Source organism: Micromonospora sp. 15K316 (assembly GCF_004348525.1).
Lineage (GTDB): Bacteria > Actinomycetota > Actinomycetes > Mycobacteriales > Micromonosporaceae > Micromonospora.
Map to the genome: position 1 here is coordinate 22,239 of NZ_SMKG01000036.1, position 14,908 is coordinate 37,146.

At 74.2% G+C, this 14,908-nt stretch carries 16 protein-coding genes and 1 pseudogene; 5 read left to right on the top strand and 12 right to left on the bottom strand.

The genetic code is table 11. From position 1 onward, the window contains the following. The first annotated feature begins 6 nt into the window (after window positions 1-6). The 4 genes from E1211_RS10870 to E1211_RS10885 all read left to right on the top strand — a co-directional run bounded on the left by E1211_RS10870 (window position 7) and on the right by E1211_RS10885 (window position 5,422). A complete protein-coding gene (locus tag E1211_RS10870) occupies window positions 7-1,527 on the top strand; it encodes a YifB family Mg chelatase-like AAA ATPase (RefSeq protein ID WP_132348037.1) in 1,521 nt (506 codons plus the stop codon). Between the two features lie 139 nt (window positions 1,528-1,666). Next, window positions 1,667-2,866: a DNA-processing protein DprA gene (locus E1211_RS10875; protein ID WP_132348039.1), complete on the top strand. Its 1,200-nt coding sequence runs from the start codon at window positions 1,667-1,669 to the stop codon at window positions 2,864-2,866. 118 nt (window positions 2,867-2,984) lie between these two features. Continuing rightward, a complete protein-coding gene (locus tag E1211_RS10880) occupies window positions 2,985-4,196 on the top strand; it encodes a tyrosine recombinase XerC (RefSeq protein ID WP_371686145.1) in 1,212 nt (403 codons plus the stop codon). Window positions 4,197-4,240: 44 nt separating this feature from the next. Continuing rightward, window positions 4,241-5,422, top strand: coding sequence for an aminotransferase class V-fold PLP-dependent enzyme (locus tag E1211_RS10885; protein WP_132348044.1), 1,182 nt, complete (start codon window positions 4,241-4,243; stop codon window positions 5,420-5,422). Window positions 5,423-5,572: 150 nt separating this feature from the next. Here E1211_RS10885 and E1211_RS10890 read toward each other — a convergent pair. Beyond that, window positions 5,573-6,115: pseudogene (locus E1211_RS10890) on the bottom strand (murein hydrolase activator EnvC); the annotation flags it as partial. Between the two features lie 262 nt (window positions 6,116-6,377). Between E1211_RS10890 and E1211_RS10895 the strand changes: the two are divergent. Next, window positions 6,378-7,508: a sulfite oxidase gene (locus E1211_RS10895; RefSeq protein WP_132348045.1), complete on the top strand. Its 1,131-nt coding sequence runs from the start codon at window positions 6,378-6,380 to the stop codon at window positions 7,506-7,508. Between the two features lie 180 nt (window positions 7,509-7,688). Here E1211_RS10895 and E1211_RS10900 read toward each other — a convergent pair whose 3' ends face one another. The 11 genes from E1211_RS10900 to E1211_RS10950 form a co-directional block, all read right to left on the bottom strand. Continuing rightward, window positions 7,689-8,012, bottom strand: coding sequence for a DUF2469 domain-containing protein (locus E1211_RS10900; protein ID WP_007075222.1), 324 nt, complete (start codon window positions 8,010-8,012; stop codon window positions 7,689-7,691). Further along, window positions 8,009-8,983 (bottom strand): ribonuclease HII, encoded by a 975-nt coding sequence (locus E1211_RS10905; RefSeq protein WP_132348047.1) that lies wholly within the window; start codon window positions 8,981-8,983, stop codon window positions 8,009-8,011. Before E1211_RS10905 ends, E1211_RS10900 begins: the two co-directional genes overlap by 4 nt. Next, window positions 8,977-9,546, bottom strand: coding sequence for an NUDIX hydrolase (locus E1211_RS10910; protein ID WP_132348049.1), 570 nt, complete (start codon window positions 9,544-9,546; stop codon window positions 8,977-8,979). The genes E1211_RS10905 and E1211_RS10910 overlap by 7 nt, the downstream gene beginning before the upstream one ends. 48 nt (window positions 9,547-9,594) lie before the next feature. After that, on the bottom strand, window positions 9,595-10,227 hold the full coding sequence (gene lepB / locus E1211_RS10915) for a signal peptidase I (protein ID WP_132348051.1): 633 nt from the start codon (window positions 10,225-10,227) through the stop codon (window positions 9,595-9,597). A 10-nt stretch (window positions 10,228-10,237) separates the two neighbouring features. Then, window positions 10,238-11,110 carry a signal peptidase I gene (lepB, locus tag E1211_RS10920; protein ID WP_132348053.1) on the bottom strand — a complete coding sequence of 291 codons (873 nt, stop codon included), beginning with the start codon at window positions 11,108-11,110 and terminating at the stop codon, window positions 10,238-10,240. A gap of 181 nt (window positions 11,111-11,291) precedes the next feature. Beyond that, window positions 11,292-11,648 carry a 50S ribosomal protein L19 gene (gene rplS, locus E1211_RS10925; protein ID WP_120677256.1) on the bottom strand — a complete coding sequence of 119 codons (357 nt, stop codon included), beginning with the start codon at window positions 11,646-11,648 and terminating at the stop codon, window positions 11,292-11,294. A gap of 143 nt (window positions 11,649-11,791) precedes the next feature. Further along, on the bottom strand, window positions 11,792-12,565 hold the full coding sequence (gene trmD, locus E1211_RS10930) for a tRNA (guanosine(37)-N1)-methyltransferase TrmD (protein ID WP_132348055.1): 774 nt from the start codon (window positions 12,563-12,565) through the stop codon (window positions 11,792-11,794). Window positions 12,566-12,603: 38 nt separating this feature from the next. Further along, a complete protein-coding gene (gene rimM, locus E1211_RS10935) occupies window positions 12,604-13,206 on the bottom strand; it encodes a ribosome maturation factor RimM (protein ID WP_207915331.1) in 603 nt (200 codons plus the stop codon). A gap of 2 nt (window positions 13,207-13,208) precedes the next feature. Continuing rightward, window positions 13,209-13,469: an RNA-binding protein gene (locus E1211_RS10940; RefSeq protein ID WP_199716757.1), complete on the bottom strand. Its 261-nt coding sequence runs from the start codon at window positions 13,467-13,469 to the stop codon at window positions 13,209-13,211. After that, entirely contained in the window at window positions 13,444-13,890 is a 447-nt protein-coding gene (gene rpsP / locus E1211_RS10945) for a 30S ribosomal protein S16 (protein ID WP_132348059.1), read from the bottom strand. The genes E1211_RS10940 and rpsP overlap by 26 nt, the downstream gene beginning before the upstream one ends. Before the next feature lie 349 nt (window positions 13,891-14,239). Further along, entirely contained in the window at window positions 14,240-14,887 is a 648-nt protein-coding gene (locus E1211_RS10950; RefSeq protein ID WP_132348061.1) for a DUF402 domain-containing protein, read from the bottom strand. Window positions 14,888-14,908 lie beyond the last annotated feature (21 nt).

The following is a 14,908-nucleotide window of genomic DNA, read 5'->3' on the forward strand; positions in this document are numbered from 1 at the left end:
TGCCCGATGAGTTACGCGAAGGTGCTCTGCGTCGGGCTGGTCGGAGTGGCCGGTCACCTCGTGGAGGTGGAGGCCGACCTCGCCGCCGGGCTGCCGGCGGTGGTGATCTCCGGGCTGCCGGACACCGCACTGCACGAGGCCCGGGACCGGGTCCGGGCGGCCGTGGTCAACTCCGGCCAGCGCTGGCCCAACCGCCGCATCACCCTGAACCTGTTGCCGGCCACCCTGCCGAAGTTCGGCTCGGCGTTCGACCTGGCGATCGCGGCGGCGCTGCTCGGCGGCTCGGGCGAGCTGCCGCTGCTGCCCCTGGAGCGGGTGGTGGTCCTCGGCGAGCTGGGGCTGGACGGCACGGTCCGCCCGGTGCGTGGGGTGCTGCCGATGGTCGCCGCCGCGGCCCGGGCCGGGATCGAGCGGGTGATCGTCCCGGTGGGGAACGCGGCCGAGGCGGCAGTGATCCCCGGCGTGCGGGTACGCGCCGTCGACACGCTGCACCGGCTGGTCGCCTTCGTCCGCGACGGCGTTCCGTTGATCGAGCCGCCCGCCGAGGATCCACCGCCGGTAGGCGACGGGCCCGACCTGGCCGACGTCGCCGGGCAGGAGCTCGGGCGGCGAGCCCTCGAGGTCGCCGCGGCCGGCGGTCACCACCTGGCGCTGCTCGGGCCGCCCGGCGCCGGCAAGACCATGCTCGCCGAGCGCCTACCGTCGATCCTGCCGGAGCTGGACGACGAGGCCGCGCTGGAGGTCACCGCGTTGCACTCCATCGCCGGGCTGCTCCCGCCCGGGGGCCGTTTGCTGCGCCGCCCGCCGTTCCAGGCGCCCCATCACACCGCGACCGTGCCGTCGCTGGTCGGCGGTGGCTCCGGTCTCGCCCGTCCCGGTGCGGTGTCGCTGGCCCACCGCGGGGTGCTCTTCCTCGACGAGGCGCCCGAATTCGGCAAGGGAGCCCTGGAGGCGCTGCGTCAGCCACTCGAGCACGGCCGGGTCCAGCTCGCCCGCAGCCGGGGCGGTACCGAGTACCCGGCGCTCACGCAGCTGGTCCTGGCGGCCAATCCGTGCCCGTGCGCGAAGCCCGCCGGAGACGCGTACTGCGAGTGCAGCCCGCTCGCCCGGCGGCGCTACCTCGGCCGGCTCTCCGGGCCGCTGCTGGACCGGATCGACGTGCAGGTACGGCTGCCGGCGGTACGCGCCGCCGAGCTGATGGCGGGTGCGGGTGACCGGGAGTCGTCGGCGGTGGTGGCGGGCCGGGTGGTGGCGGCCCGCGCGGCGGCCGCCGAGCGGTGGGCCGGCCTCGGCCACCAGCTCAACGCCCAGGTCCCCGGGCCACACCTGCGCCGGCCGCCGTGGCGGCTGCCCGCGCCCGACACGGCGGAGCTGCGGGCCCGGCTCGACTCCGGCTCGCTCTCGGCGCGGGGCTTCGACCGGGTCATCCGGTTGGCCTGGACCATCGCCGACCTGGACGGCCGGTCCCGACCGGCCCGCGACGACGTGCTGGAGGCCCTTCAACTGCGAACGGGAGACGCCACATGAGAGAGCAGAACCATCACACTCCGCGCGGACCTGCGTCAGGCCCGCACGCGGCGCAGCGGAGCGCGGGGATGAGCGAGCGAGTCATCACTTTCAGCACGGACCTGCCTCCTGCCCGGGCACGGCGCAGCGGAGTGCGGGCATGAGCGACCGGGAGGAGCGGACGCTGGCCCGGATCGCGCTGGCCTGGCTGACCGAGCCGGGCACCCGGTCGGTGTACCAGCTGGTGGACGGGCTCGGGCCGGTGGGGGCGCTGGAGCTGCTCCTCGACGGTGGCGCGCCGGACCGGAAGCTCCGCGCCACGGTGGCCGCGCGGATCGCCGGCGGCGACCCGCGTGCCGTGGCGGCCGAGGCGGTGGAGCGCACCGCGCGGCTCGGCGCGCGCATCGTCACGCCGGAGGACGAGGAGTGGCCGGCCCGCGTGGCCGACCTGCACGGCCTCCAGCTGTCCGAGGCGTATCGCCGGGTGGACACCGAGACGGCGCCGCCGCTCTGTTTCTGGGTACGAGGTGCCTGGCCGTTGGCCGAGGCGCTGGAGCGCTCGGTGGCCGTGGTGGGTGCCCGGGCCGCGAGCGGCTACGGCACGCACGTCGCCACCGAGCTCGGCTACGGGTTGGCGGACCGGGACTGGGCGGTCGTGTCGGGTGGCGCGTTCGGCATCGACGCCGCCGCGCACCGGGGCGCGCTCACCGCCGGCGGGCTCACCGTCGCGGTGCTCGCCTGCGGTGTGGACCGGCCGTACCCGATGGGCAATGCCGCGCTCTTCGAGCGGATCGCGGAGAGCGGTCTGCTGGTGAGCGAGTGGGCGCCCGGCGCGGATCCGCTGCGGTCCCGGTTCCTGATCCGCAATCGGGTCATCGCCGCCGGGACGCTCGGAACGGTGGTCGTGGAGGCGGCGGCGCGCAGCGGCGCCACGCAGACCGCGCACCGGGCCCTCGCCATGAGTCGTCCGACCATGGCGGTGCCGGGTCCGGTCACGTCGGCGATGTCCGTGGGCGTCCACGAGTTGTTGCGGGATCACCCGAAGACCCGCGTGGTCACCGGTGTGGCACATGTGCTGGAGGAGGTGGGTCGCATCGGTGTGGATCTGGCTCCTCCGGCGCGTGGTCCGGACCGGCCGACCGACCCGCTCGACGACGAGGCCGGGTCGGTGTTGGAGGCGATGCCGCGCCGCGGCACGGTGGGCGTGGAGCGGCTCGCGACCCGGGCCGGACTGGACGTCCGGACCACGTTGCGGAAGCTCTCCCTGCTCGAGGAGCTCACCCTGGTCGTCCGCCGCGAGGACGGTTACGCCCTGCCTCCTCCGGCCCGGTCGACGGCTGCCCGGGCGGCGGGCCCGTAGGCTCTGCGGCATGCCAGCCGACGAACGGGCACGCGCCGGACGGGCCGGCTCCGGAAGCCGTGACGGTGCGGCGGCGAAGGGCGGAACGGCACGCGGCACCCGCGCCGTCCACGCGGCGCTGCCGCCTCCGCTGCGGGACGCGGTGGACGAGTTCGCCGACCACCAGGCGACGGTTCGCAACCGCTCCGCGCACACCGTGCGGGCGTACGTCACCGACGTGGTCTCGCTCCTCGACCACGCCGCCCGGATGGGTTGCGGTGACGTCTCGGCCGTGGATCTGGCCGTGCTGCGCAGCTGGTTGGCGCGGCTGCGGACGACGGGGGCCGCGCGCAGCTCGCTGGCCCGGCGGGCGGCTTCGGCCCGGGTGTTCAGTGCGTGGGCGCACCGCCGCGGTCTGCTGCCGTCCGATGTGGGTGCGCTGCTGGCCAGCCCGCGCGCCCATCGGGAGCTGCCCGGGGTGCTCCGCGCCGACCAGGCGGCCGCGCTGGTCGAGGCCCCCTACCGGTTCGTCGGCGGCGGGGCGCCGCTCGGTCGCCGACCGTCGACCGGCGGCGCGCCGCAGGCCGACGAAGCCCCCGCGGCGACCGGTTCATCCGGGTCCGCCGACGTCGGTGCCGGCCGCACCGGGGCGGACGCCGACGACGGTGCCGGCCCCACCGAGCAGGCCGACGCCGCCGGTTGCGGCCGCACCGAGAAGGGCGACGCCGACGGTGCCGGCCCCACCGAGAAGGGCGACGCCGCGGGCGGGACCGGTGGGGCCGAGCCCGCCGAGGGCGGCTCCGGCGGTGGCCGCCCGGGCTCGGCGGCCGTCGACGACGCCGGTGATCCGGTGCTGTTGCGGGACCGGGCGCTGTTGGAACTGCTCTACGCCACGGGCGTACGGGTCAGTGAGGCGTGCGGGCTGAACGTCGCCGACGTCGACCACGCGCGCCGGGTGATCCGGGTGCTCGGCAAGGGCGGCCGGGAGCGCATCGTGCCGTACGGGGTGCCGGCCCAGCGCGCGCTCGACGAGTGGGTACGGCACGGCCGTCCGACGCTTGCCACACCGCGCTCGGCGGATGCGCTCTTCGTCGGCGCGCGCGGCGGCCGGCTCAACCCGACGACCGCCCGCCGGATCGTCGGTGGCTACGCGACGGCGGCCGGCCTCCCCCGGACCAGCCCGCACGGGCTGCGCCACTCGGCCGCCACCCACCTGCTCGAGGGCGGCGCGGACCTGCGCGCCGTACAGGAGCTGCTCGGCCACTCCTCGTTGGCCAGCACCCAGATCTACACACACGTCTCGGTGGAGCGGCTGCGCTCCGCGTACCGGCAGGCGCACCCCCGCGCCTGACCGATCGCCGCCGTCGATGATCGACCCGCCGTTACGATCACCGGGTGAGCGTCCCGCAGCCACCGGAGCCGATTCCGGGCGCCCGCCTGCTCTTCTCCCTGGACCCGGCGGTCAGTCACCTCAACCACGGCTCGTTCGGCGCGGTACCGATCGTCGTGCAGCGCGCCCAACAGCGGCTGCGCGACGAGATGGAGGCGAACCCGCTGCGCTTCTTCACCCAGGGCCTCGCCGATCGGGTCGCGCACGCTCGTCGGCACCTGGCCACCTTCCTCGGCGCGGACCCCGACGGCACGGCGCTGGTCAGCAACGCCACCACCGGCGTCGCCGTGGTGCTCCAGTCGCTCGGGCTGCGTCCCGGTGACGAGATCCTGAGCACCGATCACGGGTACGGTGCGGTCACCCTCTCCATCGAGCGGGAGTGCCGGCGCACCGGGGCGGTGAGCCGGGTGGTGCCGGTTCCGCTGGCCGCGACGAACGAGGAGGTCGTCCAGGCGGTGCGGGACGCCCTGCGCCCCGGTCGGACCCGGCTGCTCGTCGTCGATCAGCTCACCTCGGCGACGGCCCGGCTCTTCCCGGCCGCCGCCGTCGTCGCGGTCGCGCACGAGCAGGGGGTGCCGGTCCTGGTGGACGCGGCACACGTGCCCGGGATGCTGCCCACGACCGTGGCGAGCGTCGGCGCCGACTTCTGGGTGGGCAACCTGCACAAGTGGGCGTACGCCCCGCGCGGCACCGCCGTACTGGTCGTGGCGCCGCCGTGGCGGGAGCGGATCGAGCCGCTGGTGGTCTCCTGGGAGCAGGAGGCCGGGTTCCCCGCCCGGCTGGAGTGGCAGGCGACCCAGGACTACACCTCGTGGCTGGCCGCCCCGGTGGGCGCGTTCGCGCTGCGCAGCCTCGGCGTCGACCGGGTACGTGCGCACAACGCGCGGCTGGCCCGCTACGGCCAGCGGGTGGTCGGAGACGCGCTCGGGGTGGCGCCGGAGCTGCTGCCGGAGCCCGGCGGACCCGAGGTCGCCATGCGACTCATCCCGCTGCCGCCGGCCCTCGCCACGACCGTCGAGGCGGCGCGGGCGTTGCAGCAGCACATCGCCGAACGGCTCGCCACCGAGGTGGCGGTGATGTCCTGGAACGGCCGGGGCTGGCTGCGCCTCTGCGGGCAGGTCTACAACTCGGCCGACGAGTACGAGCGCCTGGCCGTTCGGCTGCCGCCGCTGCTGACTCGGTACTGAGCCGGCCGCGCCGTCGGGATGCGCGGCGCTCCCGTTCGGGGAACCGTCGAGGGGAAGCAACCGGACCGGCCCGAGACCGAGCAGCGCGAGCGGGTCGAGGTACTCCGCACCGCGACGCAGCCCCCAGTGCAGGCAGGCCACCGCCGGGCAGCCCGGGTGACCGGATTCCAGGACGCCGAGCGGCGCCCCGGCGGACACCGGTTCGCCGGGAGCGACCGCCGGCCGTACCGGCTCGTAGGTGGTCCGCAACCCGTCGGCGTGCCCGACGGTGACCACCGGCCGCCCGGCCACCATCCCGGCGAAGAGCACGATGCCCGGCCCGGCGGCCCGCACCGGCGAGCCCGCCGCGACCGCCAGGTCGACGCCCCGGTGCCCGGGCAGCCAGGGTCGCGGTGGGGGGTCGAAGCGGCGCACCGGCCGGGGTGGCCCGTCGACCGGCCACCGGAACCCACCCGCTCCGGCGGCGGCCCGGCCGGCCACGGCGGCGTGGGCCGGCGGGTGAGCGCCGTCACGGGACGGGGCCGCCGCGGCAGACGGCGTGGTCAGAAGCAGAAGGAGCGCGACGCAGAGCGGCAGCGGCAGCCGACGCCACCCGGTCGCGCGGCCCGGCAGCGGCGCACGGCGGCGCGCCGGAGGGCGGGGCAGGGCGGTACGGCGGGACGTGACGGTACGGGCCGGTGGAGGCGGTCGCATGACCCGCAGCGTGCCCCGCGCCGACCGGGCACGCCACCGCGCCGGTCTCCCCTGTGGACAGGCGGGCGCGCTGTGGACAGGCCCCGTCGACCTGGTTGATGTGCTATGCGTCACCCACCTCCGGACCCGGGGGCGCGCAGGGCGACGGGAACCGGAGCGTCATCCCCGGCGAGCGCGAGGGCGTGGGTGCTGGGCCCCGGCGATCCGGCCTAAGCTGGGGCGGCACGGTGGAGCAGCCGCCGTGGGGGACGGGAGTATCACCATGACCACGGTCGACAACCTGGACCTGCCGGCCGCTGCCCAGGTCAGCGGGCCCTCCCGACTGGCCGAGCGCGGGGAGGGGATCAGCGCCGAGGAGCTGCAGCTGGCCGCCCGCAACCACGGCATCCCGCTGGAGGCGCTGCGCTACGACGTCACCCCGGCCGGGCTGCACTACCTGCTGATCCACTACGACATCCCGGAGCTTGACCCGGCGACGCACGCGCTCACCGTCGACGGCGTGGTGGACCAGCCGCTGACCCTCACCCTGGCCGAGCTGCGCGAGCGCCCCCGGGTCACCCAGCGGGTCACCCTCGAGTGCGCCGGTAACGGCCGCGCGCTGCTCGATCCCCGGCCGGTCAGCCAGCCCTGGCTGGTGGAGGCGGTCGGGAACGCGGAGTGGACCGGTACGCCGCTGGCGCCGTTGCTGCGCGAGGCGGGGGTCTCCGCCGACGCGGTCGACGTGGTCTTCACCGGCGCCGACCACGGTATCGAGCGCGGGGTGGAGCAGGACTACCAGCGGGCCCTGCCGGTCGCGGACGCGCTGCGCGAGGAGGTGCTGCTGGCGTACGAGATGAACGGCGCTCCCCTGCTGCCGCAGCACGGCGCCCCGCTGCGGTTGATCGTGCCGGGCTGGTACGGGATGGCGCACGTCAAGTGGCTCCGCTCGGTCAGCGTGCTGACCGAGACGTTCCAGGGTTACCAGAACGCGCAGGCGTACCGGCTGCGGCAGGACCCGGACGACCCGGGCGTGCCGGTGACCCGGATCGAGCCGCGTGCCCTGGTCCGCCCGCCCGGTTTTCCCGACTTCATGTCGCGCGCCCGGGTGCTCCGGCCAGGACCGTGCACGCTGGACGGTCGGGCCTGGTCGGGACACGCGCCAGTGGTGTCGGTCGAGGTGACGACCGACGGCGGCGCGACCTGGGCACCGGCCACTCTGGACGAGCCGAGCGGCGGCGACTTCGCTTGGCGGCGCTGGCGCTACGAGTGGTCGCCGCAGCCGGGACGCTACGTCCTCAGTGCGCGGGCCACGGACGCCTCGGGGCGGACCCAGCCGGTGGAGCAGCCGTGGAACCGGGGTGGTTTCGCCAACAACATGGTGCAGAGCGTCGTGGTGGCGGTGGTTCCGGAGTAGTCGTTCGCCGGGCGGGCGGGGTCTTCCGCCGAGCGATGCCGGCGGAGCGGTGACGCCGGCCGAGCGGTGCCGGCGAAGCGGCGGTACCGGCCGCGAGGGTTCGGAGCCGGAATGGTCCGGCGGCGGGTGGGGATCCCGGCGCTCGGTGGCCGGCGGCGAGCGCCGGTCGGGGCGTACCGGTCAGCCGCCGAAGCCGGAGTCGGCGGGCAGCGAGATGTCGGGCTTCTCCAGCTCCTCGACGTTGACGTCCTTGAACGTCATGACCCGGACGTTCTTCACGAACCGGGCGGGACGGTACATGTCCCACACCCAGGCGTCATGCATCTCGACCTCGAAGTAGACCTCGCCGTCGGAGTTACGCACGTGCAGGTCGACCTGGTTCGCCAGGTAGAAGCGGCGCTCGGTCTCCACGACGTAGGAGAACTGGCGGACGATGTCGCGGTACTCCCGGTAGAGCTGCAGCTCCATCTCGGTCTCGTACTTCTCGAGATCTTCCGCGCTCATCGCTCTCCGCCTTCCATGACCACATCTTCCCCCACCGGCGCCGGCGGTCGAGGCCGCTCGCCCAACGCCACGCCGACGGTACTCCCTGCCGGGCAAGAGCGCTCCATCGGCTCGTCCGCGCCGTCGGCGGACACCACCGCCGCGGCTGCGGGGGGCACCCCCGGATCGTCACCGGGGCGCGCCCCCGGCGCCGCGCCGTGCCTCCCCTCGGCGTCGGCGAGGAACGCGCCGGATTCGTCGCCGAAGAGGGTCTCCGGGGCCTCGACCGCGCTCGCGCGCCGCCCGGCGGTCACCGGCCGCCGGGCCCGCGGCGGGCTCCCGTCCCGACCCGACACGCTCGCCACGTTCACGTAGGAGAAGCGGTGCTCACGGCACGGGCCGTGCGCACGCAGCGCGGCGGTGTGCTCGGGCGTGATGTACCCCTTGTGCTCGGCGAAGCCGTACGCCGGGTACGTCCCGTCCAGCTCCACCATGATCCGGTCCCGGGTGACCTTCGCGAGGACGCTGGCCGCCGCCACGCACGCCGCCACCCGGTCGCCCTTCCAGACCGCCAGGCCGGGCACGTCGAGGCCGTCCACCCCGAACCCGTCGGTCAGCACGTACTCCGGCCGGGTGCCCAGCGACGCGAGCGCCCGACGCATCGCGGCGAGGTTGCAGACGTGCAGCCCTCGGGCGTCGACCTCCTCGGCCGGGATGATCACCACGGCGTACGCGAGTGCCCGGGCCACCACCTCGTCGTAGATCCGTTCCCGGCTCGCCGGGGTGAGCAGCTTGGAGTCGGCGAGACCCTCGATCTCGCCACGCCGCCCCTCCGGGAGGATCGCGGCGGCGGCGACCAGCGGGCCGGCACACGCGCCACGGCCGGCCTCGTCGGCTCCGGCCACGTACCGGAAGCCGCGCCGTTGCAGCGCCCGCTCCAGCGCGTAGAGCCCGGCCTCGCGGCGCACGATCGTGCGCGGCGGGGTCAGCACGGCACACCGCCCGCGGGGTCCCCGGCCGGGTCGGCGGCGCGCGACCGCCCGGCCGGGGCGTTCGGGCCGGAGACCTTGTCCGGCACGGTCCCGCCCATCCGGCCGCCCGGCGCGGCCAGCGCGCGGGAGAGGATGGCCACCAGGTCCCTCGGGTGGTACACCTCGTCGCTCGCCGTCAGCTCGGCGGCCGACCACCAACGGTGCCCGGTGACGCTGGCCTGCTCGACGTCGTCGAAACCCGCGGTGTCCACCTCCCACGACGGCACCCGGACCAGGAAGAACTCCTGCTCCTGGCGGTACCAGACGCCGTCGAATGGGTACTCGATCGTCTCCCGCCAGACCGGCTCGCCCAGCTCGGCCGGGGTCAGCCGGAGCCCGGTCTCCTCGGCCAGCTCCCGCGCCGCGCCGGCGGCCGGGGCCTCGCCCGGGTCGAGCCCGCCACCCGGCGTGAACCAGTACCGGTGGTCGGGGCGGGCCGGATCGAAGCCGGCGAAGAGCAGCACCCGGCCGTCCGCGTCGACCAACAGCACCCGGGCCGCGTGTCGAGGGGTGTAGACGGTCACCGCCCCAGCCTGCCAGACCGTTCGCCGATCGCCCACGCCCGCCCGGGGTCAGGAGTTCGGGATGCCGTCGTACTCCTTCGGCACACTCAACCACTTGGCCCGGTTGACCGGCCAGAAGATGGTGAAGGCCCGACCGACGACCTCGTCCTCGGCGATGGTCGCGGCGTCGATGTCCTGGCCGGACTGCTGCCAGTGCTCCAGCGAGTCGCCGGAGGCCGAGCGGTGGTCGCCCATCACCCAGAGCCGGCCCTTGGGCACCGTGATGTCGAACTCCTGGTCCGCGGGCCGGTCCTGCTGCCCGTTCGCGGAGAAGATGTAGGGCTCCACCAGTGGCTGACCGTTGATCACCAGGCGGTCCTCCGCGTCGCAGCAGACGACGTGGTCGCCGCCGACGCCGATGACCCGCTTAATGAAGTCCTCACCTTCCCGGCCGCTCCACTCGACCGGCGCCTTGAACACGACGATCTCGCCGCGGTGCGGCGACCGGAAGTCGTACACCAGCTTGTTGACCAGCACCCGATCGTCGATCTGGAGGGTGTTCTCCATGGACTGGGAGGGGATGAAGAAGGTCTGCAGCACGAAGAAACGCACCAGCACCGCGACCAGGATCGCCACACCCAGCAGAATCGGCAGCTCCTTCCAGAAGGAGCTGCGCGGCTTGTCGGTCTGCTCGTCAATCACGCCAAGGAGCCTACGACGCCCGGCTGAACGGCACCGACCGGAACGCGCGAGAACGGCCCAGCGCGATCGTGAGCGGCAGGACCAGCAGCGCACCGCCCTGCGGGGTCGGCCGCACGGGAGGGGGGCCGGACGGGGACGCGACGGCCGGCCCCGACACGTCGTCGAAGGTCGGCGGGACCGAGAGGTGGCTCCACCGGGACGAGGGCCAGACCACCAGGAAGGCCCGTCCGATGACGTTGTCGATCGGCACCGGCCCTTGGCAGCGGGCGTCCTGGGACACCAGCCGGTGGTCGCCCATCACGAAGATCTGACCGGGCGGGACCACCACCTCGTCGAAGCGCCGCGACCGGCACTCCTTCGGGTTGGGCGGGACGTCCAGCGGCGAGTCCTCGAGGACGTACGGCTCGTCCAGCGGGGTGCCGTTGACGGTGACCCGGCCCTGTTCGTCACAGCACCGCACCCGGTCCCCCGGCACGCCGATGACCCGCTTGATGAAGTCCTTCTCGCCGGGGCGGCTCACCCCGACCAGGTCACCCACGGTGCGGCCGAGCTTGCCGACGAAGCCGATCTGCTGCTCCCCGTCGATCTGCGGCGCCCACCGGTCGGTGCCCCGGAAGACCACCACCTCGCCGCGCACCGGGTCGCGTACGTCGTAGACGACCTTGTTCACCAGTACCCGGTCGCCGACGAGGAGCGTGTCCTCCATCGAGCCGGAGGGGATGAAGAAGGCCTGGAGCAGGAAGGTGCGGATCAGCACCGCGAGACAGAACGCGACGACGAGCAGCAGCGGCAGCTCCTGCCAGAGCGGCATCTGACGGCGGGTCCGGCGGACCCGGCGGCGCCACGGGTCGACGGTGCCGTCCTCGTCAATCGACTGCGCCACGCCACTCCCCAGTCCGCAGAAACGACACCACCGCCCGGGAGCCTCGGTGCGGCTCCACGGGCGGCAGTGAACGGCTCCCCGCGACGTGGCGGGGCGACGGCCTCGCTGCGCCCGCGCCGCCCAGGGTAGTGCGACGGGTCCGGCGCGGCATAGGTGCAGCTCAGGCGTGGCGAGCGGGAAGTCAGCTCGGCTGCTTCTCCCGCTTCTCCTTGATCTTGGCCTTCTTGCCCCGCAGCTCGCGGAGGTAGTAGAGCTTGGCCCGGCGGACGTCACCGCGGGTCACGACCTCGATCCGGTCGATGGCCGGGCTGTTCAGCGGGTAGGTCCGCTCGACGCCGACACCGAAGCTGATCTTGCGGACCGTGCAGGTCTCGCGCAGCCCGTCACCCTGGCGGCGGATGACCACGCCCTGGAAGATCTGGACACGGGACCGGTTGCCCTCGACGACCCGCGCGTGCACCTTCACGGTGTCACCGGCACGGAAATCGGGGAGGTCGACCCGCTTCGACTGGGCGTCAAGGGCGTCCAGGATGTTCATCGCTGCGTCCTCGTAAGGCTCACGGCGCACCGTCAGTCGGTGCGCGAATGGGTGATTCTGATCCTCGGATGGTGGTCGGTGGAGCCGACCTCGGTCGAGGATCCTCGCAGCCGCCCGCGGCGCGGCCGACTGCGGCAACCCCTCTACTTTGCCACATCCCCCGGGGGCACCTGAAATCCGGCCCGGTCCAGCGCCGCGCGGTCCCGCTTGTCCAGGCTCTCCGGGTCGAGCTGGGCGAGCATGTCCGGGCGTCGCCGGGCGGTACGCAGAAGCCCCTCCTCCCGCCGCCACCGGGCGATCCGGCCGTGGTCGCCGGAGCGGAGCACCTCGGGCACGTCGTGCCCCCGCCAGCCCGGCGGCTTCGTGTAGACCGGCGCCTCCAGCAGCCCGTGGGCGTGCGACTCCTCGTCCAGCGAGCCCGCGTTGCCGAGCACCCCGGGCAGCAGCCGGGTCACCGCCTCCAGGATCACCAGCACCGCGACCTCGCCGCCGAAGAGCACGTAGTCGCCGAGGGAGACCTCGGTGACCGGCATCCGCGCCGCGGCGTGGTCGAGCACCCGCTGGTCGATGCCCTCGTACCGGCCGCAGGCGAAGAGCAGGTGCTCCTCGGCGGCGAGCTGGTGCGCCATCGCCTGGGTGAAGGGGGCGCCCGCCGGAGACGGCACCAGGAGCCGGGGCGGGGACGCCTCCGGCGGCACGAGGGCGTCCAGCGCCTCCCCCCACGGCTCCGGCCGCATCACCATGCCCGGTCCGCCGCCGTACGGGGTGTCGTCGACCGTGCGGTGCACGTCGTGGGTCCAGGTGCGCAGATCGTGCACGGCCAGCCGCAGCGTGCCGTTGGCCCGAGCCCTGCCGATGAGCGACAGCTCCAGCGGCGAGAAGTACTCGGGGAAGATCGACACGATGTCGACGCGCATGACGGGGTGCTCCAGCGGGTCCAGGGCCGGCTACGGCCCTACAGGTCGAGCAGGCCGCCGGGCGGGTCGACGACGACGCGACCACCGGCGAGGTCGACCTCGGGAACGATCGCCTTGACGAACGGGATCAGCGCCGTCCTGCCCTCCGGGCGGCGCAGCACCAGCAGGTCGGAGGAGGGCGCGTGGTCGATGCGGGCCACCTCGCCCAGCCGTTCACCGCTCGGGGTGACCACGCTCAGCCCGACGAGCTGGTGGTCGTTGAACTCCTCCGGGTCCTCCGGCGCGGCGATCTCGGAGCTCTCCACCCCGACGAGGGTGCCGCGCAGGGCCTCGGCGACATCACGGTCGAGCACACCCTCGAACGCGACCAGGAGCCGCCCCTGGTGCCAGCGGGCCGACTCGATCACCAACTCGGCCGGAACCCGGAACGGCACGCCGGGGCCGGCCACGGAGGTCGGGGGCGTCGCCCCCGGTTCGGTGCGCAGCACACGGTTGGGCTGCGCAGTCGGGGGCGTCGCCCCCGGTTCGGTGCGCAGCACCGACCCGGGGGCGAACCGCACGTCCGGTTCGTCGGTCCGCACCTCCACGGTGACCTCACCGCGGATCCCGTGCGGTTTACCGATCCTGCCGACGATGAGCAGCATCAGTACGAGTCGACGATGTCGACGCGTACGCCGCGCCCGCCGATGGAGCCGATGACCTGGCGCAGCGCCTTGGCGGTCCGGCCGGACCGCCCGATCACCGTGCCGAGGTCCTCCGGGTGCACGCGGACCTCGAGCCGCTTGCCCCGGCGAGAGTCGATCAGCCGGACGCGCACGTCGTCCGGGTGGTCGACAATCCCCTTGACGAGGTGCTCCAGTGCGGGACGCAGTGCCACGTCAGGCCTGCTCGCCGGAGTCCGCACCGGCCTGCTCCTCGGTCTGGGCCGGCGCCTCGGCGGTCTTGGCCGCCTTCTTCGCCGGCTTCGCCTCGGCCTCACCCAGCCCAGCCGCGGCCTTCGCCTCGGCCTCGTAGGCAGCCGTCCGGTCGGCCTTCTCGGCGGCGACCTTCAGCGGCGGCGGCGCGGGGAGGCCCTTGAACTTCTGCCAGTCACCGGTCAGCTCCAGCAGCCGCTGCACCGCCTCGCTCGGCTGGGCGCCGACGGACAGCCAGTACTGGACCCGGTCCGACTTGACCTCGATCACCGAAGGGTCTTCCTTCGGCTGGTAGATCCCGACGAACTCGATCGCCCGCCCGTCACGCTTGGTGCGCGAGTCGGCGACGACGATGCGGTACTGCGGGTTGCGGATCTTGCCCATCCGCAGAAGCCGGATCTTTACGGCCACGGTTGTTTCGCTCCTGTTGCGATCTCACCTGCCCCGGTGGGGCGGTGTGCACGGGTGAGCGCCGACCGGCACAGTGGGGATGGGCCGGAGACTGCTCGGTGGACTGGCGACGCGCCCGGGTTAGAGGGCGCCGGAGCGCGCGCCGGATACCAGCGCCCCATTCTGCCAGATCCGTCGCCGATCTCTCACACCGGAGGCGTTACGAGCCCATCCGGGTCGTGGTGGGAGTGGGGCGAACCACAGCGGCTCGGCCCGACCGGGCCCGGCGACGGGCGTCGGCGAGAGGCCCCGAGCCGCCGCCCGCCCCGCCCCACACGACACGGAGGTGGCCGGCGGAAGCGATTGTCGATCAGCGCACCGGAGGACGATCCCAGCCGGCCGGCAGCTCCTCCGGCACGCCCCACTCCGGCGGCGGGGTGAAGTCACGCCACGTGCCGTCGAAGGGGAACTCGCCCGCCTCGGCGAGGGCGATCACCCGCTTGCCCTCGGCCCGGACGGCCGCCTCGTCGGTCACCCAGTAGTCGTCCGGGTAGGCGAGCCGCTCGACGAACTCGTCCTCGTCCTTCCACTGCCAGCGCCGGTCCGGGTGGATCACCACGTCCAGGTCCTGGTCGACCACGTCCACCCCGGCCATGGCACCGTCGTCCCAGCGCACACCCGGTTCCTCCAGGTTGACGTACCAGTGGGCGAACCGGCCCTGCGCGTCCCGGAACCACCAGACCGAGTGGGCGGCCCCCGTCGGCAGGAACTTCAGCAGCGGCGGTCCCTGCCAACGCCCGACCGCCAGCCGGTACCGCGAGGTGATCCACTCGGCGAACGGCATGGACCGCATGCCCCGACCGGCCTCGGTCACCTCGCTGGCGACCGGCGAGTCGCGGGCCAGCCAGAGCAGGAGCCCCCGCTCGTCGTCGCTGACCACCCGCACCGGTCGGACCCAGCCGATCCGGCCGTGGCGGACGTTGCGGTGCATGATCAGACGGCCCGGCTCGAAACGCACGCCACCCACCCCCGTCGCTGT

What these genes read in the sequence shown, in the direction of transcription:
- E1211_RS10870 (WP_132348037.1), top strand. Translation starts at nt 7, where the DNA reads ATGAGTTACGCGAAGGTGCTCTGCGTCGGGCTGGTCGGAGTGGCCGGT.
- E1211_RS10875 (WP_132348039.1), top strand. Translation starts at nt 1,667, where the DNA reads ATGAGCGACCGGGAGGAGCGGACGCTGGCCCGGATCGCGCTGGCCTGG.
- E1211_RS10895 (WP_132348045.1), top strand. Translation starts at nt 6,378, where the DNA reads ATGACCACGGTCGACAACCTGGACCTGCCGGCCGCTGCCCAGGTCAGC.
- E1211_RS10900 (WP_007075222.1), bottom strand. Translation starts at nt 8,012, where the DNA reads ATGAGCGCGGAAGATCTCGAGAAGTACGAGACCGAGATGGAGCTGCAG.
- rplS (WP_120677256.1), bottom strand. Translation starts at nt 11,648, where the DNA reads ATGAACATCCTGGACGCCCTTGACGCCCAGTCGAAGCGGGTCGACCTC.
- trmD (WP_132348055.1), bottom strand. Translation starts at nt 12,565, where the DNA reads ATGCGCGTCGACATCGTGTCGATCTTCCCCGAGTACTTCTCGCCGCTG.